The organism is Streptomyces sp. NPDC048370 (genome assembly GCF_043200825.1).
Lineage (GTDB): Bacteria > Actinomycetota > Actinomycetes > Streptomycetales > Streptomycetaceae > Streptomyces.
In genome coordinates, this window is record NZ_JBICYI010000022.1 from 100010 (window position 1) to 123117 (window position 23108).

22 protein-coding genes are annotated in these 23108 nt (G+C 70.4%); 5 read left to right on the forward strand and 17 right to left on the reverse strand.

Annotated features, from left to right (window positions below):
- Positions 1–17: 17 nt before the first annotated feature.
- Both ACGFYP_RS33390 and lysS read right to left on the reverse strand, forming a co-directional pair.
- Complete coding sequence (locus tag ACGFYP_RS33390) at positions 18–224, reverse strand: hypothetical protein (RefSeq protein ID WP_393501650.1); 207 nt, start codon at positions 222–224, stop codon at positions 18–20.
- A gap of 155 nt (positions 225–379) precedes the next feature.
- Positions 380–2104: a lysine--tRNA ligase gene (gene lysS, locus ACGFYP_RS33395; protein WP_393501652.1), complete on the reverse strand. Its 1725-nt coding sequence runs from the start codon at positions 2102–2104 to the stop codon at positions 380–382.
- Positions 2105–2334: 230 nt separating this feature from the next.
- Here lysS and argS point away from each other — a divergent pair, with 230 nt between their 5' ends.
- Positions 2335–4098, forward strand: coding sequence for an arginine--tRNA ligase (gene argS / locus ACGFYP_RS33400; protein WP_361964662.1), 1764 nt, complete (start codon positions 2335–2337; stop codon positions 4096–4098).
- 117 nt (positions 4099–4215) lie between these two features.
- On the opposite strand, the gene ACGFYP_RS33405 is transcribed toward argS, so the two are convergent.
- A complete protein-coding gene (locus tag ACGFYP_RS33405; RefSeq protein WP_361964707.1) occupies positions 4216–4485 on the reverse strand; it encodes a DUF1876 domain-containing protein in 270 nt (89 codons plus the stop codon).
- A gap of 173 nt (positions 4486–4658) precedes the next feature.
- On the opposite strand from ACGFYP_RS33405, the gene ACGFYP_RS33410 reads away from it, so the two are divergent.
- Positions 4659–5549: an NAD(P)-dependent oxidoreductase gene (locus tag ACGFYP_RS33410; RefSeq protein WP_393501655.1), complete on the forward strand. Its 891-nt coding sequence runs from the start codon at positions 4659–4661 to the stop codon at positions 5547–5549.
- Between the two features lie 61 nt (positions 5550–5610).
- Here ACGFYP_RS33410 and hemB read toward each other — a convergent pair whose 3' ends face one another.
- From hemB to ACGFYP_RS33440, 6 genes are all read right to left on the reverse strand, one after another.
- Positions 5611–6612, reverse strand: coding sequence for a porphobilinogen synthase (gene hemB / locus ACGFYP_RS33415; protein ID WP_361964667.1), 1002 nt, complete (start codon positions 6610–6612; stop codon positions 5611–5613).
- A gap of 124 nt (positions 6613–6736) precedes the next feature.
- Entirely contained in the window at positions 6737–8407 is a 1671-nt protein-coding gene (locus tag ACGFYP_RS33420; RefSeq protein WP_361964669.1) for a uroporphyrinogen-III synthase, read from the reverse strand.
- Positions 8404–9390 (reverse strand): hydroxymethylbilane synthase, encoded by a 987-nt coding sequence (hemC, locus tag ACGFYP_RS33425; protein ID WP_361964671.1) that lies wholly within the window; start codon positions 9388–9390, stop codon positions 8404–8406. The genes ACGFYP_RS33420 and hemC overlap by 4 nt, the downstream gene beginning before the upstream one ends.
- Positions 9387–10742, reverse strand: a complete 1356-nt coding sequence (locus tag ACGFYP_RS33430) for a glutamyl-tRNA reductase (protein ID WP_361964673.1) — start codon at positions 10740–10742, stop codon at positions 9387–9389. Before ACGFYP_RS33430 ends, hemC begins: the two co-directional genes overlap by 4 nt.
- Positions 10739–11530 carry a redox-sensing transcriptional repressor Rex gene (locus ACGFYP_RS33435; RefSeq protein WP_393501659.1) on the reverse strand — a complete coding sequence of 264 codons (792 nt, stop codon included), beginning with the start codon at positions 11528–11530 and terminating at the stop codon, positions 10739–10741. The genes ACGFYP_RS33430 and ACGFYP_RS33435 overlap by 4 nt, the downstream gene beginning before the upstream one ends.
- A gap of 272 nt (positions 11531–11802) precedes the next feature.
- Entirely contained in the window at positions 11803–12096 is a 294-nt protein-coding gene (locus ACGFYP_RS33440) for a glutaredoxin family protein (protein ID WP_393501661.1), read from the reverse strand.
- 156 nt (positions 12097–12252) lie between these two features.
- Between ACGFYP_RS33440 and ACGFYP_RS33445 the strand changes: the two genes are divergently transcribed.
- The 3 genes from ACGFYP_RS33445 to ACGFYP_RS33455 all read left to right on the forward strand — a co-directional run bounded on the left by ACGFYP_RS33445 (position 12253) and on the right by ACGFYP_RS33455 (position 15973).
- Positions 12253–13212: an HAD family hydrolase gene (locus ACGFYP_RS33445; protein ID WP_393501663.1), complete on the forward strand. Its 960-nt coding sequence runs from the start codon at positions 12253–12255 to the stop codon at positions 13210–13212.
- A gap of 465 nt (positions 13213–13677) precedes the next feature.
- Positions 13678–14469, forward strand: coding sequence for an ECF subfamily RNA polymerase sigma factor, BldN family (locus ACGFYP_RS33450; protein ID WP_361964681.1), 792 nt, complete (start codon positions 13678–13680; stop codon positions 14467–14469).
- A 298-nt stretch (positions 14470–14767) separates the two neighbouring features.
- Positions 14768–15973 carry a DUF5667 domain-containing protein gene (locus ACGFYP_RS33455; RefSeq protein ID WP_393501665.1) on the forward strand — a complete coding sequence of 402 codons (1206 nt, stop codon included), beginning with the start codon at positions 14768–14770 and terminating at the stop codon, positions 15971–15973.
- 75 nt (positions 15974–16048) lie between these two features.
- On the opposite strand, the gene ACGFYP_RS33460 is transcribed toward ACGFYP_RS33455, so the two are convergent.
- From ACGFYP_RS33460 to ACGFYP_RS33495, 8 genes are all read right to left on the reverse strand, one after another.
- The gene (locus ACGFYP_RS33460; protein ID WP_393501667.1) at positions 16049–17146 is read right to left on the reverse strand and encodes a lysophospholipid acyltransferase family protein; all 1098 of its coding nucleotides are present in this window, start codon (positions 17144–17146) and stop codon (positions 16049–16051) included.
- Positions 17147–17148: 2 nt separating this feature from the next.
- Positions 17149–18189 (reverse strand): NAD-dependent epimerase/dehydratase family protein, encoded by a 1041-nt coding sequence (locus ACGFYP_RS33465; RefSeq protein WP_393501669.1) that lies wholly within the window; start codon positions 18187–18189, stop codon positions 17149–17151.
- 218 nt (positions 18190–18407) lie between these two features.
- Entirely contained in the window at positions 18408–18506 is a 99-nt protein-coding gene (locus ACGFYP_RS33470; protein ID WP_003948845.1) for a 30S ribosomal protein bS22, read from the reverse strand.
- Positions 18507–18627: 121 nt separating this feature from the next.
- Positions 18628–18837 (reverse strand): helix-turn-helix domain-containing protein, encoded by a 210-nt coding sequence (locus ACGFYP_RS33475; protein ID WP_158988220.1) that lies wholly within the window; start codon positions 18835–18837, stop codon positions 18628–18630.
- A 128-nt stretch (positions 18838–18965) separates the two neighbouring features.
- Positions 18966–19781 (reverse strand): phosphatase, encoded by an 816-nt coding sequence (locus tag ACGFYP_RS33480; RefSeq protein WP_393501672.1) that lies wholly within the window; start codon positions 19779–19781, stop codon positions 18966–18968.
- Positions 19782–19949: 168 nt separating this feature from the next.
- Complete coding sequence (locus tag ACGFYP_RS33485) at positions 19950–21128, reverse strand: acetoin utilization protein AcuC (protein ID WP_393501674.1); 1179 nt, start codon at positions 21126–21128, stop codon at positions 19950–19952.
- Positions 21097–22308, reverse strand: a complete 1212-nt coding sequence (locus ACGFYP_RS33490) for an MFS transporter (protein ID WP_393501676.1) — start codon at positions 22306–22308, stop codon at positions 21097–21099. Before ACGFYP_RS33490 ends, ACGFYP_RS33485 begins: the two co-directional genes overlap by 32 nt.
- A 43-nt stretch (positions 22309–22351) precedes the next feature.
- Complete coding sequence (locus ACGFYP_RS33495; protein WP_393501678.1) at positions 22352–22999, reverse strand: HAD family hydrolase; 648 nt, start codon at positions 22997–22999, stop codon at positions 22352–22354.
- Positions 23000–23108 lie beyond the last annotated feature (109 nt).

Consider the following 23108-nt stretch of genomic DNA (forward strand, 5'->3'; position numbering starts at 1 on the left):
GGCCACTGCCGCGTCGCTCAGGCCTTCGCCCGCTTCTTCGCGCCCTCGCCCCACACGGCGAGGACGAGACCGGCGAGCGCCAGGACGACGTATCCGGCGGTGGGGATCTCCCACCACTTCTGGAGCAGGCCCCAGGCCTTGTCCCCGAAGATCTGGCCGCCGGCGCCGAGTACGCCCTGGACGAGGGTGATCCATCCGATGACTGCGATGACTTCGTTCTTCATGTGTCCACGGTCCCGTGCGCGGCGCCACGTTTCGTCGTGCGCACGTCGGAACCCGGTCTACTCCGAAGGTCGCAGAAGACACGGAAGCAGGCAGACGGACGCGGAAGGGCCGCCACCGGAATCCCGGTGGCGGCCCTGTCCGTACGAGTACCCGGTTACGCGCCGAGCAGCTTGCGTACGCGCCCGGCGCCGACCGCGAGGAGCAGCGTGGGCAGGCGGGGCCCGGTCTCGCGGCTGACGAGGAGCTTGTAGAGCAGGGCGAAGAAGGAGCGCTGGGCGACCTTCAGCTCGGGCGTCGGCTTGGCCTCGGGGTCCAGTCCGGCCATGACCTTCGGGACGCCGTAGACGAGCGTGGTGAGGCCGTCCAGGGACCAGTGCGTGTCCAGGCCCTCCAGGAGGAGGCGCAGGGACTCGCGGCCCTCGTCGTCGAGCGAGCCGAGCAGCTCGGTGTCGGGCTCGTCGCGGACGATGGTGCGCTGGTCGGCCGGGACCTGCGTGGTGATCCAGTTCTCGGCGCGGTCCAGGCGGGGCCGGACCTCGTCGAGGGAGGTCACCGGTTGCTCCGGGTCCAGCTCGGTGAGGATCCGCAGGGTCTGCTCGTCGTGACCGGCCGTGATGTCCATGACCGAGGCGAGCGTCCGGTACGGCAGCGGGCGCGGGGTGCGCGGCAGCTCACCGGCGGCCGTGCGGGCGGCCCGGGCGTGCGCGGCGGCGTCCGCCGGCAGGACGGTGCCGTCGGCGACCTTGGCCTCCAGCTTGTCCCACTCGTCGTAGAGCCGCTGGATCTCCTGGTCGAAGGCGATCTTGAAGGACTGGTTGGGCTTGCGGCGGGCGTAGAGCCAGCGCAGCAGCGGCGCCTCCATGATCTTCAGCGCGTCCGCCGGGGTGGGCACGCCGCCCTTCGAGGAGGACATCTTGGCCATGCCGCTGATGCCGACGAAGGCGTACATGGGGCCGATCGGCTGGACGCCGTCGAAGATCTCGCGGACGATCTGGCCGCCGACGACGAACGACGAGCCGGGGGACGAGTGGTCCACACCCGACGGCTCGAAGATGACGCCCTCGAACGCCCAGCGCATCGGCCAGTCGACCTTCCAGACCAGCTTGCCGCGGTTGAACTCGCTGAGCTTCACGGTCTCGCCGAAGCCGCACGCCGTGCAGGTGTAGGCGAGCTCGGTGGTCTCGTCGTCGTACGAGGTGACGGCCGTCAGGTCCTTCTCGCACCGGCCGCAGTACGGCTTGTACGGGTAGTACCCGCCGGTGCCGCCGGAGCCGTCGTCCTCGTTCGCCGCGCCGGAGCCCTCCTCGGCCTCCAGCTCCGCGGCGTCGACCGGCTTCTGCGACTGCTTCTTCGGCGCCTTCTTCGTCCGGTACTGGTCGAGGATGGCGTCGATGTCACCGCGGTGCTTCATGGCGTGCAGGATCTGCTCGCGGTACGTGCCCGCCGTGTACTGCTCGGTCTGGCTGATCGGGTCGTACTCGACGCCCAGCTCCTCGAGCGCCTCGACCATGGCGGCCTTGAAGTGCTCGGCCCAGTTCGGGTGCGGGGAGCCGGCCGGGGCGGGGACGGAGGTCAGCGGCTTGCCGATGTGCTCGCCCCAGGAGTCGTCGATGCCCTCGACGCCGTTCGGCACCTTGCGGTACCGGTCGTAGTCGTCCCAGGAGATCAGGTGGCGGACCTCGTGCCCGCGCCGCCGGATCTCGTCGGCGACCAGGTGCGGGGTCATGACCTCGCGAAGGTTGCCCAGGTGGATGGGGCCGGAGGGGGAGAGTCCGGAGGCGACGACGACCGGTTTGCCAGGCGCACGTCGCTCCGACTCGGCGATGACCTCGTCCGCGAAACGGGAGACCCAGTCGGTCTCTGTGCTGCTCTGAGCCACGGTCGGTACGTCCTTCTTCCTGGATGGTCTCTGTCGTTCAGGGTTGATCAGGCTGGATGCACGCGAAAGCCTTGCGGCCTTACGCCAGCCATTCTCCCAGACGGAACGGCCCGCCCCGAGGTTGTCCACAGGCCGAGGTTGTCCACAGGTGGAGAAAACACGTTGCCCGCCCATGGGACACTTGACAAGCGCAATAGCCCACCACAGAACACCGACAGGAACGGAAGCTCATGGCCTCGGTCCCTTCCCTCGCTTCGACCGTGCAGCAGCGTCTCGCGGAAGGTCTCTCGGCAGCTCTGCCGGAGGCCGGTTCCGCCGACCCGCTGCTGCGACGAAGCGACCGGGCCGACTTCCAGGCCAACGGCATCCTGGCGCTCGCCAAGCAGCTCAAGGGCAATCCGCGTGAGCTGGCGACGAAGGTCGTCGACGGAATCCCGGCGAACGACGTGCTGAAGGAGATCGAGGTCTCCGGCCCCGGCTTCCTGAACATCACGGTCACGGACGCGGCGATCGTCAGGACCCTCGCCGCGCGCGCCGCCGACGACCGCCTCGGCGTGCCGTTCGCGCAGGACGCGGGCACGACGGTGATCGACTACGCCCAGCCGAACGTGGCCAAGGAGATGCACGTCGGCCACCTCCGCTCCGCCGTGATCGGTGCGGCGATGGTCGAGATCCTGGAGTTCACGGGCGAGAAGGTGGTCCGTCGCCACCACATCGGCGACTGGGGCACCCAGTTCGGCATGCTCATCCAGTACCTGATGGAGCACCCGCACGAGCTGGACCACAAGTCCGAGGACGAGGTCTCCGGTGAGGAGGCCATGTCCAACCTCAACCGGCTCTACAAGGCCTCGCGCGCGCTGTTCGACTCCGACGAGGAGTTCAAGACCCGGGCGCGGGCACGGGTGGTGGAGCTCCAGGCGGGCGACGAGCAGACCCGTGCCATGTGGCAGCGGTTCGTCGACGAGTCGAAGATCTACTTCTACTCGGTCTTCGACAAGCTCGACATGGACATCCACGACCCGGACGTGGTCGGCGAGTCGGGCTACAACGACATGCTGGTGGAGACCTGCCGCATCCTGGAGGAGTCCGGTGTCGCGGTCCGCTCCAACGGTGCGCTGTGCGTCTTCTTCGACGACATCAAGGGCCCCGACGGCAACCCGACGCCGCTGATCGTCCAGAAGTCCGACGGCGGCTTCGGCTACGCGGCGACGGACCTGTCGGCGATCCGTGACCGGGTGCAGAACCTGAAGGCGACGACCCTGCTGTACGTGGTCGACGCCCGGCAGTCCCTGCACTTCAAGATGGTCTTCGAGACCGCCCGCCGGGCCGGCTGGCTGAACGAGGACGTGAAGGCAGTCCAGCTGGCCTTCGGCACGGTGCTCGGCAAGGACGGCAAGCCGTTCAAGACCCGTGAGGGCGAGACGGTCCGGCTGGTGGACCTGCTGGACGAGGCGATCGACCGGGCCGCGTCCGTGGTCCGCGAGAAGGCGCGCGACCTGACCGAGGACGAGATCGCCGAGCGGGGTGCCCAGGTGGGCATCGGCGCGGTGAAGTACGCGGACCTGTCGACGTCGGCGGCGCGGGACTACAAGTTCGACCTGGACCAGATGGTGTCGCTCAACGGCGACACCTCGGTGTACCTCCAGTACGCGTACGCGCGTATCAAGTCGATCTTCGGCAAGGCGGGCGACCGCACCCCGGTCGCCCACCCCGAGCTGGAGCTGGCCCCGGCGGAGCGCGCGCTCGGCCTGCACCTGGACCAGTTCGGCGAGACGGTGGCCGAGGCCGCCGCCGACTACGCCCCGCACAAGCTGGCCGCGTACCTGTACCAGCTGGCCTCGCTGTACACGACGTTCTACGACCAGTGCCCGGTCATCAAGCCCGAGCCGCCGCAGGAGGTCGCGGAGAACCGCCTGTTCATCTGCGACCTGACGGCCCGCACGCTCCACCAGGGCATGGCGCTCCTCGGCATCCGGACGCCCGAGCGCCTCTGATCCTCCCGAGCGCCCCTGATCCGTACGGATCAGAACGGACCGTGGAAGGCCCCGGCACGGGCGACCGTGCCGGGGCCTTTCCGTACGCCGCAACTGAACCCGTCGCGGAATGAAGCTTCAGCGGATCGGGTGGGACGTCCGCCCCGACACCTCGTCGATCTCGACGTGGGCCTTCTGGAGCAGTTGAGAGGCGAGATCCATGAGCGCGCGGGCGCCCGCGATCTCCTCGCCGACCCGCAACTGCTCCGGGTCGGACGGATGCCGGTGGGCGTTGCCCTGGGCGCGGAACTCGGTGCCGTCACCCAACCGCACCATGGCGGCCGCCCTCGTCCGGTCGCCGTCCTCCTCGAACTCCATCTCGACGTGCCATCCCACGAGCGTGTGCATCATGAGGACCACCTCCTGAGGTACTTCCAGGGTGCGCCGCCCGGCCCTCCCTTACCAATCGGTGCGTACCTGACGAATAAGTCGGTACTTGTGGCACCAACCACGCCGGAGAAGGATCGAAAGGGAGCCGGAGAACGGCTCGAACCTCCATTTCCGAGCCCAGGAGCAGACCCATGCCCAAAAGACCTTTCGCCCCCTCCCCCACTCCCACCCCGGTCTCCGTCCTCGGCCTGGGAATGATGGGCTCCGCCCTAGCCGCGGCCTTCCTGCGGGCCGGCCACCCGGTCACCGTCTGGAACCGTTCGCCGGCCAGGACCGGCCCCCTGGTCGCCCAGGGCGCGCACCCGACCGCCACGACCGCGGACGCGGTCGCGGCGAGTCCACTCGTGATCCTGTGCCTGCTGACGAACGACAACGTCGACGAGATCCTTACCTCCCTCGGCGACTCCGTGGCCGGAAAGACCCTGGTCAACCTCACCAACGGGACGCCGGAGCAGGCCCGCGCCCTCTCCGCCCGCGCCACGGGCCTCGGTGCCCGGTACGTCGACGGCGGCATCATGGCCGTCCCGCAGATGATCGCGAGCCCGGCGGCGTACGTCTTCTACAGCGGTGACGAGGAGGCGTACGAGACCCACCGCACGACCCTGGCCGTGCTCGGCGGCACCAGGTGGACGGGCGCCGACCCGGGCCTCGCGGCGCTGTACGACCTCGGTCTGCTCACGGGCATGTACGGGATGTTCGCGGGTGTCCTGCAGGCGCTGGCCCTGGTCCGTACGGAGAAGGTCGGCGCCGAGGAGTACGCCGAGCTGCTGGTCCCGTGGATCACGGCGATGCTCGGCATCGTGCCCGAGATCGCCCGGGACATCGACTCCGGGAACCACCTCACGGACGTCTCCAGCCTCGCCGTGAACCAGGCGGCGTTCCCGAACTTCATGGCGACGTTCGAGGCGCAGGGCGTCAGCACGGAGCTGTTCGAGCCGCTCCAGGCGCTCCTGGACCGGTCGGTCGAGGAGGGTTACGCGCAGGACGGCATGTCACGCCTGGTGGAGCTGCTGACGCGATGACCGACGGGGTCGGAACCACCGTGCAGCGGCTCCGACCCCGTGGAAGATTGTCTCGGGGCGGTCAGACCCCACGCCCGAGCTTCTGGGCGACCTCGGTGGCCCAGTAGGTGAGGATCATCTGCGCGCCCGCGCGCCGGATCCCGGTCAGCGTCTCGAGGATGGCCTTGTCGCGGTCGATCCAGCCCTTCTCGGCGGCGGCTTCGACCATCGCGTACTCGCCACTGATCTGGTACGCGGCGACCGGCACGTCCACGGCGTCGGCGACCTTCGCGAGCACGTCCAGGTAGGGACCGGCGGGCTTCACCATGACCATGTCGGCGCCCTCCTCCAGGTCGAGCGCGAGCTCCCGCAGCGACTCACGGACGTTGGCCGGGTCCTGCTGGTAGGTCTTGCGGTCGCCCTGCAGAGACGATCCGACGGCCTCACGGAAGGGGCCGTAGAAGGCGGAGGAGTACTTCGCGGTGTACGCGAGGATCGACACGTCCTCCTTGCCGATGGTGTCCAGCGCGTCGCGGACCACTCCGACCTGACCGTCCATCATCCCGGACGGCCCGACGACGTGGACGCCGGCGTCGGCCTGGACCTGGGCCATCTCGGCGTAACGTTCCAGCGTCGCGTCGTTGTCGACGCGCCCGTTCTCGTCCAGGACACCGCAGTGCCCGTGGTCGGTGTACTCGTCCAGGCACAGGTCCGACATGATGACGAGGTCGTCGCCGACCTCCGCCTTCACGTCCCTGATCGCGACCTGCAGGATCCCGTCCGGATCGGTCCCCGCCGTACCGGCGCCGTCCTTCTTCTCGTCCTCCGGCACGCCGAAGAGCATGATCCCGGAGACCCCGGCCTCCAGCGCCTCCACAGCGGCCTTGCGCAGCGTGTCCCGCGAGTGCTGCACCACGCCGGGCATCGCGAGGATCGGCCGGGGCTCCGCGATGCCCTCGCGCACGAAGGCGGGAAGGATCAGATCGGCCGGGCTCAGCCGCGTCTCGGCCACCATCCGCCGCATGGCAGGAGTCGTCCGCAGCCGCCGCGGCCGCGCCCCGGGAAAGGTTCCGTACGAGTTCATGCCCCGAGGCTACGCCCGCAAGCACCATGCCCTTGCCGACGAGCTGTGGGCATACGTTCCAAGGCCCCGAAACGCACCGGGGTGCGGGACCCGGCAAGGTCCCGCACCCCAAGTCACTTCAGCGTCACGTGGTCCGACGCCTCCGCGCACCCGGTCGCCGCTCCGACGGTCGCGTCACCGGATCCCCCGCCTCCAGCGCCGCCGCCCGCCGCCGCAGACCGAAGTCCGCCAGCGCCTCCGCGAGCTTGTGCACCGACGGCTCCGGCGACAGGACGTCGACCCGCAGCCCGTGCTCCTCCGCCGTCTTCGCGGTGGCCGGACCGATACAGGCGATGACCGTCACGTTGTGCGGCTTCCCCGCGATACCCACCAGGTTCCGCACGGTGGACGACGACGTGAAGAGCACGGCGTCGAAGCCGCCGCCCTTGATCGCCTCGCGCGTGTCCGCCGGCGGCGGCGACGCCCGCACCGTCCGGTAGGCGGTGACGTCGTCGACCTCCCACCCGAGCTCGATGAGCCCCGCGACCAGCGTCTCCGTCGCGATGTCGGCCCGCGGCAGGAACACCCGGTCGATCGGATCGAAAACGGGATCGTAGGGCGGCCAGTCCTCGAGAAGACCGGCAGCCGACTGCTCACCGCTCGGCACCAGGTCCGGCTTCACACCGAAGTCCACGAGCGCCGCGGCCGTCTGCTCGCCCACCGCCGCGACCTTGATCCCGGCGAAGGCCCGCGCGTCGAGCCCGTACTCCTCGAACTTCTCCCGCACCGCCTTCACGGCGTTCACGCTGGTGAAGGCGATCCACTCGTACCGCCCGGTCACCAGACCCTTGACCGCACGCTCCATCTGCTGCGGCGTCCGAGGCGGCTCGACGGCGATCGTCGGCACCTCGTGCGGCACCGCACCGTACGAACGCAGCTGGTCGGAGAGCGACGCGGCCTGCTCCTTCGTGCGCGGCACGAGCACCCGCCAGCCGAAGAGCGGCTTGGACTCGAACCACGCCAGCTGGTCCCGCTGCGCCGGGGCGCTGCGCTCGCCGACCACGGCTATGACCGGCCGGTGGCCCTCGGGCGAGGGGAGCACCTTGCCCTGCTTGAAGACCTGGGCGATGGTCCCGAGCGTCGCGGTCCAGGTCCGCTGCCGGGTCGTCGTGCCGCCGATGGTCACGGTGAGCGGGGTGTCCGGCTTACGGCCAGCCGCCACCAGTTCACCGGCCGCCGCCGCCACCGCGTCCAGGGAGGTGGACACGACGACGGTGCCGTCCGAGGCACCGACCTCGGTCCAGCAACGGTCGTCCGCGGTACGGGCGTCCACGAACCGCACGTCGGTGCCCTGCGCGTCGCGCAGCGGGACACCGGCGTACGCGGGGACGCCCACGGCCGTGGCGACACCGGGCACGACCTCGAAGGGGATGCCCTCGGCGGCGCAGGCGAGCATCTCCTGACCTGCGTTTCCGTCGAGGCCGGGGTCGCCGGTCACCGCACGGACGACCCGCTTGCCGCCCCGTGCGGCCTCCATGACAAGATTGGTCGCATCCCTCAACACGGGGACACCGGCGGTTGTTGACGCCTCGTCAACAACCGTCAGCTCAGGCGTGCTCACCCCCGCGCGCGCATGGCACCGGACTACTTCGAGCACCTCGGGCTCGGCGATCAGGACGTCCGCGCCGGCGAGGGCTTCGACTGCCCGGAGCGTCAGCAGTCCGGGGTCGCCGGGTCCGGCTCCGAGGAAAGTGACGCTCCCGTGTCCGAAGACGGCCGCGGGCGCGGGGCTGGTGGTCGGGCTGGTGGGGCTCAAAGTGCTCGCTCCCCCATAAGACCGGCCGCACCCTTGGCGAGCATCTCGTCCGCGAGTTCGCGTCCGAGCGCCATCGCCTCGTCGTGCGACGCGGGTACGGGACCGGTGGTGGACAGCTGCACCAGCGTCGAGCCGTCGGTGGTGCCGACGACGCCACGCAGGCGCATTTCGGTGACAATCTGCCCGCGGCCGGAATCCTCGGCCAGCAGGTCGGCCAGCGCACCCACGGGTGCGGAGCAGCCGGCCTCCAGGGCGGCGAGCAGGGAGCGCTCGGCGGTCACGGCGGCCCGGGTGAGCGGGTCGTCGAGCACGGCGAGCGCGGCGACGAGGTCGGCGTCGGACGCCAGGCACTCGATCGCCAGTGCCCCCTGGCCGGGGGCGGGCAGGACGGAGTCGACCGACAGGTGGTCGAGCGACAGGGAGCCGGTGAGCTCCGCCGTCCCGCCGATGCGGTTGAGACCGGCCGCGGCGAGAACCACCGCGTCCAGCTCTCCGCTTCGTACGTATCCGACGCGGGTGTCGATGTTCCCGCGGATCGGCACGGTCTCGATGGTCAGCCCATGGCTGCGCGCGTACGCGTTGAGCTGAGCGGTCCTGCGCGGCGAACCGGTCCCGATCCGGGCGCCCGAGGGCAGCCGGTCGAGCGCGAGCCCCTCGCGGGTGACGAGGACGTCGCGCGGGTCCTCGCGCTCGGGGATGGCGGCCAGCACAAGCTCGGGGTGCTGCGCGGTCGGCAGGTCCTTCAGGGAGTGGACGGCGAAGTCCACCTCGCCGGCCAGGAGCGCGTCGCGCAGGGCGGCGACGAACACGCCCGTGCCGCCGATCTGCGCGAGGTGCTCACGGGAGACGTCCCCGTACGTCGTGATCTCCACGAGCTCGACGGACCGGCCGGTCGCCCGCCGCACGGCGTCGGCCACCTGCCCGGACTGGGCCATGGCGAGCTTGCTGCGCCTGGTCCCGAGCCTCAGTGCCCTCTCGGTCATACTCGCCCTCGGTTCTTGACGTCGGCGTCATTCAGGTCGGCCCGTGAGACGGAGGCGACCGTCTCCGGGTCGAGGTCGAAGAGTGTCCGCAGCGCGTCGGCGTACCCGGCGCCGCCGGGCTCGCTGGCCAGCTGCTTGACCCGCACGGTCGGCGCGTGCAGGAGCTTGTCGACCACCCGGCGCACGGTCTGGGTGATCTCGGCGCGCTGCTTGTCGTCGAGGTCGGGCAGGCGCCCTTCCAGCCGGGCGACCTCGCCCGCGACGACGTCGGCGGCCATGGTCCGCAGCGCGACGACGGTCGGGGTGATGTGCGCGGCGCGCTGGGCGGCGCCGAAGGCGGCCACCTCGTCGGCGACGATGGAGCGGACCTGGTCGACGTCGGCGGCCATGGGCGCGTCGGCGGAGGCCTCGGCGAGCGACTCGATGTCGACGAGGCGGACGCCCGGCATGCGGTGGGCGGCGGCGTCGATGTCGCGGGGCATGGCGAGGTCGAGCAGGGCGAGCGGGGCCGCACGGCCCGCCATCGCGGCCTCGACGGCGTCGCCGGACAGGACGAGACCGGTGGCTCCGGTACAGGAGACGACGATGTCGGCACGTGTCAGTTCGTCGCCGACGGCAACCATCTCGACCGCCCGGGCGGCCACGCCCGTACCACCGGGCTCGGTCAGGATCTGGACCAGCCGGTCGGCGCGGGCGGCCGTACGGTTGGCGATCACGATCTCCGAGACGCCGACGCGCGCGAGGGTGGCGGCGGCGAGCGAGGACATGGAACCGGCGCCGATGACGAGCGCGCGCTTGCCCTTGGCCCAGGTGTCGACGTCCGCCCCGTCGGCGAGCTGCTGGAGCCCGAAGGTGACGAGCGACTGCCCGGCCCGGTCGATGCCGGTCTCGCTGTGGGCACGCTTGCCGACCCGCAGCGCCTGCTGGAACAGGTCGTTGAGGAGCCGGCCCGCGGTGTGCAGGTCCTGGCCGAGTGCGAGGGCGTCCTTGATCTGGCCGAGGATCTGACCCTCGCCGACGACCATGGAGTCGAGCCCGCAGGCCACCGAGAAGAGGTGGTGGACGGCCCGGTCCTCGTAGTGCACGTAGAGATAAGGGGTGAGCTCCTCGAGCCCGACGCCGCTGTGCTGGGCGAGGAGCGTGGACAGCTCGGCGACACCGGCGTGGAACTTGTCCACGTCGGCGTAGAGCTCGATGCGGTTGCAGGTGGCCAGGACCGCGCCCTCGGCGGCCGGTTCGGCGGCGAGGGTGTCCTGCAGCAGCTTGGCCTGGGTGTCCGAGGCGAGCGAGGCCCGCTCCAGGACGGAGACGGGTGCGCTGCGGTGGCTGAGGCCGACGACGAGGAGGCTCATGCCGGCATCACGGCGGGGACGTCCCCGTCGGGTCCCTTACGACCGGTGGACTTGGGCTGCGCCTGGCCGGCGGCACCGAGGGGCACGGGCGGCGCCGGCACGGCGGCGGCCTCGTTCTCGGCCTCCTCACCGGCCTTGCGCTGCTCGTGGAAGGCGAGGATCTGCAGCTCGATGGAGAGGTCGACCTTGCGCACGTCCACGCCGTCGGGCACGGAGAGCACGGTCGGGGCGAAGTTCAGGATGGAGGTGACCCCCGCGGCCACGAGCCGGTCGCAGACCTGCTGGGCGACGCCTGCCGGGGTCGCGATGACGCCGATGGAGACGCCGTCCTCCTCGATGATCTTCTCGAGGTCGTCGCTGTGCTGGACGGGGATCCCGGCGACCGGCTTGCCGGTCATGGCGGGGTCGGCGTCGATGAGCGCGGCGACCCGGAAGCCACGGGAGGCGAAGCCGCCGTAGCCGGCGAGCGCGGCGCCGAGGTTACCGATACCGACGATGACGACGGGCCAGTCCTGCGTCAGGCCGAGCTCACGGGAGATCTGGTAGACGAGGTACTCGACGTCGTAGCCGACGCCACGCGTCCCGTACGAGCCGAGGTAGCTGAAGTCCTTGCGCAGCTTCGCGGAGTTGACGCCCGCCGCCGCGGCGAGCTCCTCGGAGGAGACCGTGGGTACGGAGCGCTCCGACAGTGCGGTGAGCGCACGCAGATACAGCGGAAGCCGGGCGACGGTGGCCTCGGGAATTCCTCGGCTACGAGTCGCCGGTCGGTGAGTTCGGCCAGTTGCCACGGTGCTCCTGCGGGATGAGCGGGGCTGCAGGCGGCCGTGTGTCCCAAGACCGCCCCGTCGAATGCAGGCTATGTCTTTGTGAACGCGTGCACAAAGATGGTGTCCGTTTTGTCCGGCCAAAGTGACCGGGGTCACGCATCCGGTTCGCGTCAGGACGGAACCATGGAGCGCACCAGCCCGTTGAGAACCCGAAGGGGGCAAAACCGTACACACTCCTCGCGATCACGCCCCCGAAACCCAACAAAGCGTCCACGATGGTAGCCCTCTTCTCGTCAGCCACCCAGTTCACGCCGGAGCCGCCCGGCGTCGACACGCCAGAAGGTGTGCTGTTCGCCGTCGACCAGGACCACCGGAATCTGCTCCCAGTACGCCCGGTGGAGCTCCTCGTCCTGGGTGATGTCCTTCTCCTCCCAGCGCGCCCCGGTCTCCGCACAGACCGCTTCGATCACGGCCCGGGCGTCGTCACAGAGATGACAGCCCGGCTTCCCGATCAGCGTCACCGTCCGCGCGGCGGCGTCAGGAGCGGCGGGGGTGTTCTTCTTCGCTCGTCCAAACATGCCGTCCATTCTGCGCCGCGCCGACCGCTGCCCCCGGCCCGCGGAGCCGTACCCCCTGTATCCAGCTTGCCCCCAATGTCCGTTTAACAGGAGAGTCGCGGAGTGTTCACGCCTCGGCATCCCGACAGGTCGGGAAGTACCGAACAGACTGGCTATGCTCACGACATGGCCGCAATGGGATGGCTCACCCCCCGTAGGCGCTCCGCCACCGCGCGCAGCGTTCTGGCAGGCGAGGCCGCCGCAGAGGCGGCGCGCAAGACCTCGCAACAGCTCGAAGCGGAACGGGAGACCGCGGCGCGCGCCGAGGCCGTCTCCCCCGAGAAGCCCGCAGAGCCCGAGTTCCCCGTCGTGGGCGACTCCGAGGCCGCCGCCTTCTTCGACCTCGACAACACCGTGATGCAGGGCGCCGCGATCTTCCACTTCGGCCGCGGCCTGTACAAGCGGAAGTTCTTCCAGCGCCGCGAACTGGCCCGCTTCGCCTGGCAGCAGGCGTGGTTCCGGCTCGCCGGCGTCGAGGACCCCGAGCACATGCAGGACGCCCGCGACAGCGCCCTCTCCATCGTCAAGGGCCACCGCGTCTCCGAGCTGATGACCATCGGTGAGGAGATCTACGACGAATACATGGCCGACCGCATCTGGCCCGGCACACGCGCGCTCGCCCAGGCCCACCTCGACGCCGGCCAGAAGGTCTGGCTCGTCACCGCCGCGCCCGTCGAGACGGCCACGATCATCGCCCGCCGCCTCGGCCTGACCGGGGCGCTCGGCACGGTGGCCGAGTCCGTCGACGGCGTCTACACCGGCAAGCTCGTCGGCGAACCCCTGCACGGACCCGCCAAGGCCGAGGCCGTGCGCGCGCTGGCCGCCGCCGAGGGCCTGGACCTCAACCGCTGCGCGGCCTACAGCGACTCGCACAACGACATCCCGATGCTCTCGCTGGTCGGCCACCCGTACGCCATCAACCCGGACACCAAGCTGCGCAAGCACGCCAAAGCCCGTGAATGGCGGCTGCGCGACTACCGGACGGGCCGCAAGGCCGCCAAGGTCGGTATCCCGGCCGCGGCGGGCGTCGGCGCGCTCGCGGGCGGCACGGCCGCCGCGGTCGCCCTGCACCGCCGCCGCCGCTGACCCACGTCCCGGGGTCCCGGGTCCCGGCCCCGAGCCAAGCCCCGTCCCGGGACGGCGTGGCAGCAGGCTGCCGATACGTTTCGGCTGCGATCATCTGCGACAACCCGGGACCAACGCCCCTCACCCGTCCGTGGTCGAACACGACCGCACAGGTCGACTCAGGCGCATTCGCGGCTTCTTACCCCGCAGCGGGGCGGATCACTCCACGCCCTAGCACTTGAGCACAACAGAGCGTGCACGCAGTCACACTCGGAAGTAATTCGATCAACAACCGGTCACGAAGCGCGATCGATCCCGCCCACAAGCAGTAACAGATGCGACGGAATCGATGATTTGAGCAACTGGGTGTAGTGCTGCCTGTACGAAGCGTTATTCTCCTCAGACGCATAACGGAACCCACACGTCGCCACGACGAGTGAACGGTTTCGCACTGCACGTGATGGAAGCTCTGCCTCTGGGAGTCCCGTGTACCCACACGTCGGGGTTGACGCCTCGGGCCTGGCTACGCTGCGCGCAACGGTCCTCGACCAGTTGCGCGGCTTCGTCCCCACCGCGTACGCCGGCCCTGTCCCCGCCTTTGCCTTCGCCGCACCGGCACCCGCCGGTCCCTGCTATGCCCTCGCCGAAAGCGGAGCCGCTGTCGGCAGAAGGGGCAGCCGCGGCGGCACCGGAACCTCGACCGCCGCCCGCCGCCCCACCGCCGACAGCGACAGCGCGCGCATGATGGACCTCGTCGAACGCGCCCAGGCCGGTGAGGCCGAGGCCTTCGGCCGGCTGTACGACCAGTACAGCGACACCGTCTACCGCTACATCTACTACCGCGTCGGCGGAAAGGCGACGGCGGAGGACCTCACCAGCGAGACCTTCCTGCGCGCCCTGCGCCGGATCTCCACCTTCACCTGGCAGGGCCGCGACTTCGGCGCCTGGCTGGTGACCATCGCCCGCAACCTGGTCGCCGACCACTTCAAGTCCAGCCGCTTCCGGCTCGAGGTCACCACCGGCGAGATGCTCGACGCCAACGAGGTCGAGCGCAGCCCCGAGGACTCGGTCCTGGAGTCCCTCTCCAACGCGGCACTCCTCGACGCCGTCCGCCGGCTCAACCCCCAACAGCAGGAGTGCGTGACCCTGCGCTTCCTGCAGGGCCTCTCGGTCGCCGAGACGGCCCGGGTCATGGGCAAGAACGAGGGTGCGATCAAGACCCTCCAGTACCGGGCCGTGCGCACCCTGGCGCGCCTGCTCCCGGACGACGCCCGCTGACCGCTTCGCGCCCCCCACACGCGCCCCCCACCCACCGCGTCGCGCCCCCTCGCCCACCCCTCCCCCCATGTCCCCCGACCCCCGTCCAACTCACAGTCGGTGACGCCTCGATGACGCACTGGTCCGATCATCTTTCGCGCGTAACCCAAGTGCCGCGCCGCTCGTTGTGCGGGATGCAGGCTCCCTGTGGTCACGCCATGCCCACAGCCACTCACTCGTTCGTGTGGATGTGTTCAAGGCGTGCAACCTTCCGGACCCCCCGGGGAGTCGACCGTCATGACGAGAGGAGGTGCCGCCAGTGATCGCGAACGTATCGGCGCACCGGCGGGCGAACGCCTTCGCCCAGGCCTTGGATGATCGGACGCCCGAGGACGCGACGGCCGAGCAGCCCGAGGTGTCGGCCGAACCGGCCGAGCAAGGGCGGCTGTTGGCCCTGGCGACCGGTCTCGGCGAGCTGCCGAAGCCGGCGATGGACCCCGAGGTCAAGGTGGTGCAACGGGCCCAGCTCGTCGCCGCCATGGAAGCGATGCTCGCGGAGGGGAGCGCAGCCGCGGGCCCTACGGTGCCGGAGCAGCGGACATCGAGCGGGCGGGGTGCCCACCGGGCCTCCCCGCTCCGGAAATTGCGCCCCCGCTCCCGCTGGTCGAAGGGCATCGCCGCGGGCGGGCTCACGGTCGGTGTGGCCGCGGGCGCTTTCAGCGGTGTGGCCGCTGCGAGTTCCGACGCCCTCCCGGGTGACTCGCTCTACGGGCTGAAGCGCGGCATGGAAGACATCAAGCTCGGGATGGCCGACGACGAGGCCGACCGGGGCGGGATCTACCTGGACCAGGCGTCGACCCGGCTCAGCGAGGCCCGCAGACTCATGGAGCGCGGTCGCGCGGGCGACCTCGACCACGAGTCGCTCAGCGAGATCCGCCGCGTCCTCGGCGGCATGAAGCACGACGCCTCCGAGGGCCACCGGCTGCTGCGCCAGGCGTACGAACGGGACGGCGAGATCGGCCCGATGGCCCGGCTCAACTCCTTCGCCCAGGCCCACCGCTCCACCTGGATCGGCCTGCGCGACCGCCTGCCGGTCCAGCTCAGCGACGTCGGCAACGAGGTGAACGACGTCTTCGTCGCCATAGACGAAGAGGTCGAACCGCTCCAGGGCATGCTCCCGCGCACCCCGGAGAAGGGCGCCGTCGAAAGCGGCGGCGCCGAGACCCCGCAGGGCCCACCGCGTACGCACACCCAGCGCCCGCCGTCCTCCCCCGCCGCCCCCACCACGGGCGGCGAAGGCTCCACCAGGCCCCAGCCCTCGGGCAGCGGCCCGGGCACGGGCTCCCCGGAGAACGACGGCCTGCTCGGTGGAAACACCGGCGGACTCCTCGAGAACGCGCCGACGGGCACCCTCCCGACCCCCTCGGGAAGCCATCCGGCGCCCCCGATGCCGGACGTCACGCTGCCACCGCTGCTCCCGGGCCTGCTCCCCGGCCTCGGCATCGACAGCGAGGACGCCCGCTAGGACGAGTGTGGGGCGCCCCCTCCCAGGAGGGGGCGCCCCACACTCGTACGTACACACGGATCAGAAGAGCACCGGTCAGAAGAACACGGACCTCCGCTGTACCAGCAGCTTGTAGAGGGTGTGCTGGATCTGCTCGCGGACCTGGTCCGTCAGGTTGAACATCAGCATCGGGTCCTCCGCCGCCTCCGGCGGATAGCCGTCCGTCGGGATCGGCTCACCGAACTGGATCGTCCACTTCGTCGGCAGCGGCACCGCGCCCAGCGGCCCCAGCCACGGAAACGTGGGCGTGATCGGGAAGTACGGAATGCCCAGGACCCGCGCCAGCGTCTTCGCGTTGCCGAGCATCGGGTAGATCTCCTCCGCGCCCACGATCGAGCACGGCACGATCGGCACCCCGGCCCGCAGCGCCGTCGACACGAACCCGCCCCGGCCGAAGCGCTGGAGCTTGTACCGCTCGCTGAACGGCTTCCCGATGCCCTTGAAGCCCTCCGGCATCACACCGACGATCTCCCCGGCCAGCAGCAGCCGCTCCGCGTCCTCCGCGCACGCCAGCGTGTGCCCGGCCTTGCGGGCCAGCTCGTTGACGACCGGCAGCATGAAGACCAGGTCCGCCGCGAGCAGCCGCAGATGACGGCCCGCCGGATGGTTGTCGTGCACGGCGACCTGCATCATCAGGCCGTCCAGCGGCAGCGTCCCTGAGTGGTTCGCCACCACCAGCGCACCGCCCTCGGCCGGGATGTTCTCCACGCCCTTCACGTCCACCCGGAAGTACTTCTCCGCCAGTGGCCGCACGAGCGACATCAGGACCTGGTCGGTGAGCTCCTTGTCGTAACCGAACTCGTCGACCTCGTACTCACCCGTCACCCGCCGCCGCAGAAACGCGAGACCGCCGGCGAGCCGCCGCTCCCACCCCTCCCGGCGCCCCTCGGAGACCGGCGCCTGCCCCGCTCCGCCATCCTGCCCCGCTCCGCCATCCGGACCCGCCACGCCCTCCAGGCCGGCCACGGCCTCCAGGGGCTCCCCGGGCCCTGCGGCCCGAGGACCGTCCGAACCGTCCTCCGGCCCGTGCTGCCCCGGCAGAGCCCGCACGGCGGCGTCCCTGGCCGCCCTGCCGGGCCGCCGGCGCATCCGGGAACGGTCGTCGTCGAACGGAATGACCTTGGCGTCCGCCATCGTTACCTGGGCTCCTTCTGATCCAGCCGGGCAGCGACCCGGTCCACGGCCCCCGCGAGCTTCGTGGGCGGCAGCAGCCCCGGCCCACGGCTGCGGACGAAGTCCGCGAACGTCTCGGCCGTCGTGAACCGAGGGGTGAAACCGAGCGTCTCGCGCATCTGGACCGTGGAGACCACCCGGCCATGGGTGAGGAGCCGGATCTGCTCCGGCGAGAAGTCGCTCACCCCGACCGTCCGCAGCGCCGAACCCACCCACGTGACCGCGGGCAGCAGCACCGGCACCGTCGGCCGCCCCAGCCGTCGCGCGCACTGCGAGAGCAGCAGCACACCGTCCCCGGCCACGTTGAACGTGCCACTGTTCAGCGTCGCCCGGCGCGGCTCGCCCGACGCCAGGTGCAGCACGTCGACCACATCGTCCTCGTGGACGAACTGCAGCCTCGGGTCGTAGCCGAAGACGGTCGGCATCACCGGCAGCGACAGGTACTCGGCCAGCGGGGAGTCCACCCGCGGTCCCAGGATGTTCGCGAACCTCAGCACGCACACGGCCACGTCCGGCCTGCGCCGCGCGAAGCCCCGTACGTACCCCTCGACCTCGACCGCGTCCTTGGCGAAGCCACCGCTCGGCAGCGACTTCGGCGGGGTCGTCTCGGTGAACACGGCCGGGTCCCGGGGCGCGGAGCCGTAGACGCTCGTACTGGACTTGATCACCAGGCGCCCGATCCGCGGCGACTTCTGGCAGGCACCGAGCAGCTGCATGGTGCCGATGACGTTGGTCTCCTTGATGGACGAACGGCCCCCCGCGCCCAGCGCGATCCCCGTCACGTCCATGTGGACCACCGTGTCCACCTCGTGCTCCGCGAGCACCCTGGCGATCGCGGGCTGGCGGATGTCCGCCCGTACGAAGGCGGCCCCGCCGAGGTCGTGCGTCGGCGCGACCGCGTCCACGGCGACCACCCGGTCCACCTCGGGATCCCGCTGGAGACGCCGTACGAAACGGCCTCCGAGGTGCCGGGCCGCACCGGTGACGAGCACGACCTTGCCCAAGATCAGCGCCTTCCGTCGGTTCTCCGTCGGTACGGGCCCGGATTCTCCCGCGCGGGCCCTGTGCGCCACCGTAGCGCCTCGGTGTTGCGCCGTGATGACCGCCGTGGGCAACCGGGTGGAACCCGACAACAAATCCCCACCAAAAAGAGCGTGGCCCCTCACCGAAACCGGTGGGGGGCCACGCTCGACGCACAAACAGCCGTCGTTACAGCCGTCGCTTACTTCTTGTTGCGACGCTGAACGCGGGTGCGCTTGAGCAGCTTGCGGTGCTTCTTCTTGGCCATCCGCTTGCGCCGCTTCTTGATAACAGAGCCCACGACTACCCTCGCTCACTTCTTCTCACTCGGTGCGGGGCGTCTGGGCCCACACGACCTACGTCGGCCTAGCCTACCGGCCCGAGCGCCGAGCTTGTAATCCGAGGGGTTCGGGAGCTCCCGGCTAAGCCGTCTCCACCCCCACGAAGGACTCCCTGAGGTACTCGTGAACCGCCTGTTCCGGGACCCGGAAGGACCTGCCCACCCGAATCGCCGGCAGATGACCGCTGTGCACCAAGCGGTACACGGTCATCTTCGACACACGCATCACCGAGGCGACTTCCGCCACGGTAAGAAACTTGACCTCGTTGAGAGGCCTATCGCCAGCAGCCATGACCCACCTGTACCTTCCGCACACGACGCCCACCGGCTTCCCCTCCGGTGACCCTGCGTCGCTGTGCGCTCACGCTCCAGACTAGGGGCGTGTGGTACGAGTGGGGAAGAGGAGCAGCCATCGGCCGTTTACCGTGACAGACACGCTCGATTGAGTACATAGCGAGTGAGCGGCCGGTAGTGGTCGGAGCGCACCGCGTCGTCAAGCGGAACGGCCACGGAGACCTGCCCCTCGGCCTCCCCCACGAACAGCGCGGGATCGTCCGTATCGGCGAGCCCGATGGCCTCGATACCCAGCTGACCTGCCCCGCAGACCCATCCATGGTCTCCCACGACAAGTTCCGGAAGCGGCCAGCCGCCCTCCACGACCCCCTCCAGAGCGGCCCTAACCGGCAGCGGCGAGTGGGTGTGCGCCCCCGTCTCACGCCCCGTTCCCGACAGACCGGGTTCTCGCACCAACGCCACACCGCGCGCGTAGTCGAGGATGTATGTGCGTAGACCGAACCGGGTCGTTATGTCGACACATCTCCCCTGCGCGGGGGTGAGTACAAGACATCCCACCGCCGACAAAGCGTCTGCGAGTTCTCCGTAGAAGCCCAACAGACGGTGCGGATGACCGGTCCCGAACAGCACCGGAGCCCGCCGTCCCGCCGCCTCGCCGAGCCGCTCGGCGAACGCCTCCAGCGCGCTCAACGTCCGCTCCGGATCGATGACATCGGGCCCCGAGCGGTGCGTCGGATCCCCCGACACCCCGCACTTGTCCGCCATCAGCCGCAGCAAGTCTCCCTCGCCCCACCCCCATTCGGGGTCGAGCCCCAGCATCACCCGCGGATCCCGCGCGGCGAAGAGCCGATAGCTCCGCAGACTCTCCTCCCGCGAGGTCGCCACGGTCCCGGCCAACCCCGCCGCCAACAGATGCGCCCGCAGCGCCCCGGTACTCAGCACCTCTCGATGCTCCCGGAGCGGGGCGAACGACGGGCCAAAACCCTTGTGAGAGCCCACAGTCGGCGTAACCACCGGCCCGTCAGAGCTGGGCCTGTGGACTCGACCGACGAGATCGGTCTACGGGATCGGTCTACGGGATCGGTCTACGGGTTGGGTCTACGCCCTCCGCTACGGAAGCAGCCCCCGCAGCGGGAACGCCGCCCGCCGCGTCGCCAGCACCGCCTGGTCGAGCCGGTCGGCGGGGTCGTACCCCTCCTCCCACTCGCGCCAGCCCACCGGCCACCGCCCGTCCGTCATCCGCACCGGCCCCGGCTGCCGCGTCCGCGCGTACACCAGGTCCCGCCACGACGAAGGGATCATCGACTCCGGATCGATCTCCGCATGCCCGGCGATCCCCACCAGATGCGTCCACGACCGCGGTACGACGTCCACCACCGCGTACCCTCCGCCCCCCAGGGCGACCCACTTCCCGCCGTCCACGTGCGCGTGCGCCAGCTCATGGCAGGCCACCTGCACCGCCCGCTGGGCGTCCAGCGACACCGCCAGATGCGCCAGCGGATCCTCGAAGTGCGTGTCCGCCCCGTGCTGGGTCACCAGGACCTGCGGCCGGAAGTCCGCGATCAGCTCCGGCACGACGGCGTGGAAGGCCCGCAGCCACCCCGCGTCCCCGGTCCCCGCCGGCAGCGCCACGTTCACCGCGGACCCCTCGGCGGCCCCCGAAGCGCCCGTCTCCTCCGGCCACCCCGTCTGCGGGAACAGTGTCCGCGGGTGCTCGTGCAGCGAGATCGTCAGGACCCGCGGGTCCTCCCAGAACGCCGCCTGCACCCCGTCCCCGTGGTGCACGTCCACATCCACGTACGCCACCCGCTCCGCGCCCAGCTCCAACAGCCTGGCGATCGCCAGAGAGGCGTCGTTGTAGATGCAGAACCCCGACGCCGAACCCGGCATCGCGTGGTGCAGCCCGCCCGCGAAGTTCACCGCGTGCGCGGCCTCCCCGCGCCACACCGCCTCCGCCGCCCCGACCGACTGCCCCGCGATCAGCGCGGACGCCTCGTGCATCCCGGAGAACGCCGGATCGTCGACCGTACCGAGCCCGTACGCCTGGTCCGCGTGCCGAGGATCGGCCGACGCGGCCCGTACGGCCGCGACATAGTCCTCACGGTGCACGAGCCGCAGCGTCGAATCACCGGCCGGCTTCGCCGCCACCACGTCCACGGCACGGTCGAGCTCGTACGCCCGCACCAGCCCCATGGTCAGCGCGAGGCGCACCGGATCCATCGGGTGCTCGGACCCGAAGTCGTACTGCGTGACAGCTTCATCCCACATCAACAGTGCGCGGCCGCTCATGCCCGCCACCGTATCGGGCCTCCCGAGAACCGAACGACGTGGCATACACCACGGTCACCAGGACAAGCACCATCGGCACGAGCATCGCCCCCCGATAGCTCCAGGCGTCCCCGAGCGCCCCCACCAGCGGGGACCCGATCAGGAACCCCACGTAGTTGAAGACGTTCAACCGCGCGACCGCCGCGTCGCTCGCCCCGGGGAAGAGCCGCCCGGCCGCCGCGAACGTCTGCGGCACGATCACGCTCAGCCCCAGCCCGAGGACCGTGAACCCGGCCATCCCCACCCAGGCCCCGGGCGCCACCGCCACCACCGCGAACCCGACCGCCGCGAGGACCGCACCGCACCGCACGACCGTGGCAGCCCCCAGCCTGCGCACCCCGAAGTCCCCCACGGCCCGCCCGAGAAGCGTGGTCACCATGTACGCGTTGTACGGCACGGTCGCCAGCTCCTCCGAGCTGCCGAGCACGTCCTGGAGGTACTTGGCGCTCCAGTTCGAGACGGTGGAGTCCCCGATGTACGCGAACGTCATCACGAGACAGAGCGGCAGCAACAGCGTGAACGCGACCCCACTCTTCTCGCCCTTCCCCATGTCGACCGAGGCCGCAGGGGAATCCCCACCGCCCCCACCCACGTACCACCGGCTCGCCACGAGAGCCGCCGGCAACAGCACGGCCACGACGGGCAGATACGAGACGAACAGCGGAAGGTCCCAGTGCGCCCCGACCCACGCCAGCGAGGCCCCCGCGATCCCGCCCAGGCTGTACGCGGCATGGAAGCCGAGCATGATGCTCCGCCCGTACGCCCGCTGAAGGCTCACCCCGAGCATGTTCATGGACGCGTCGAGCGCACCGACCGCGAGCCCGAAGACCCCGAGGGCGAGGGCCGCCTGCCACAGCTCCGTCCCCGCCCCGACGGCCAGCAGGCCGAGGAGTACGAGCGGTTGAGACCACCGCAGTACGACACCCGGCCCCACACGCGCCACAACCTTCTCGGTGGCCACGCTGGACACACCGGCGAGGATCGGCACGGCCGCGAGGAAGACGGGCAGCAGCCCGTCGGAGATCCCGTACCGGTCCTGGATCGCGGGTATTCGGGTCACAAGGAGCGCGAACGTCACTCCCTGCACGAAGAAACTGACCGCCAGGGATCCCCGCCCACGCCGCAACCGCGCATCCGTCATGGCGGCACAGCGTAGGTCCCGTGTCTACCCATGGGTAGATGGATCACAGCCCCAATATCGCCGGAAGCTCGTCCATCCTGCCGAAGAACCCGGTGGCTCCGACGAGCTTCTCCTCGGGCGTCATCGCGGTGAACCCGTACACGTCCATCCCGGCGGCGACGGCCGCCTGGACCCCGAGCCGACTGTCCTCGACGACCACGCACCGCTCGGGCGCGATCCCCATACGGGCGGCTGCGTGCAGGAACAGGTCGGGCGCCGGCTTCCCCCGCCCGACGTCCTCGGCGCTGAAGATGTTCTCGTCCCTGAACCACGCGTCGAGCCCGGTCTTCCGATGCCCGACTCGAATCCGCTCGTGGGACCCGGAGGACGCGAGACAGTACGGAACCCCTGCGGCGACGAGCCGCTTCAGCACATCGGTCACCCCGTCGACCGGCTCCAACTCCCGCTCGAAGCCCTCGAACGTGCGCGCGTGCAGCGTCTCGTCGAAGTCCGCCGGCAACCGCTGCCCGGTCCGCTCCCCGATCAGATCGTGTACGCGGTGGATGGCGGCCCCCATGTAGTCACGCAGGGAGTCCTCGTAGGAGGTGGGGTGCCCGAGCTCGGTCAGGTAGCCGGCCAGGATGGTGTTGGCGAGAGGCTCACTGTCGACGAGCACACCGTCGTTGTCGAAGACGACCAGGTCATAGCGCATGGCCCCACGATAAGCGGCCCTGGAACGCAGAAAAGCCCCGCACCAGAAGGTGCGGGGCTTTCCCACAATGATTGTTCGGCGGCGTCCTACTCTCCCACAGGGTCCCCCC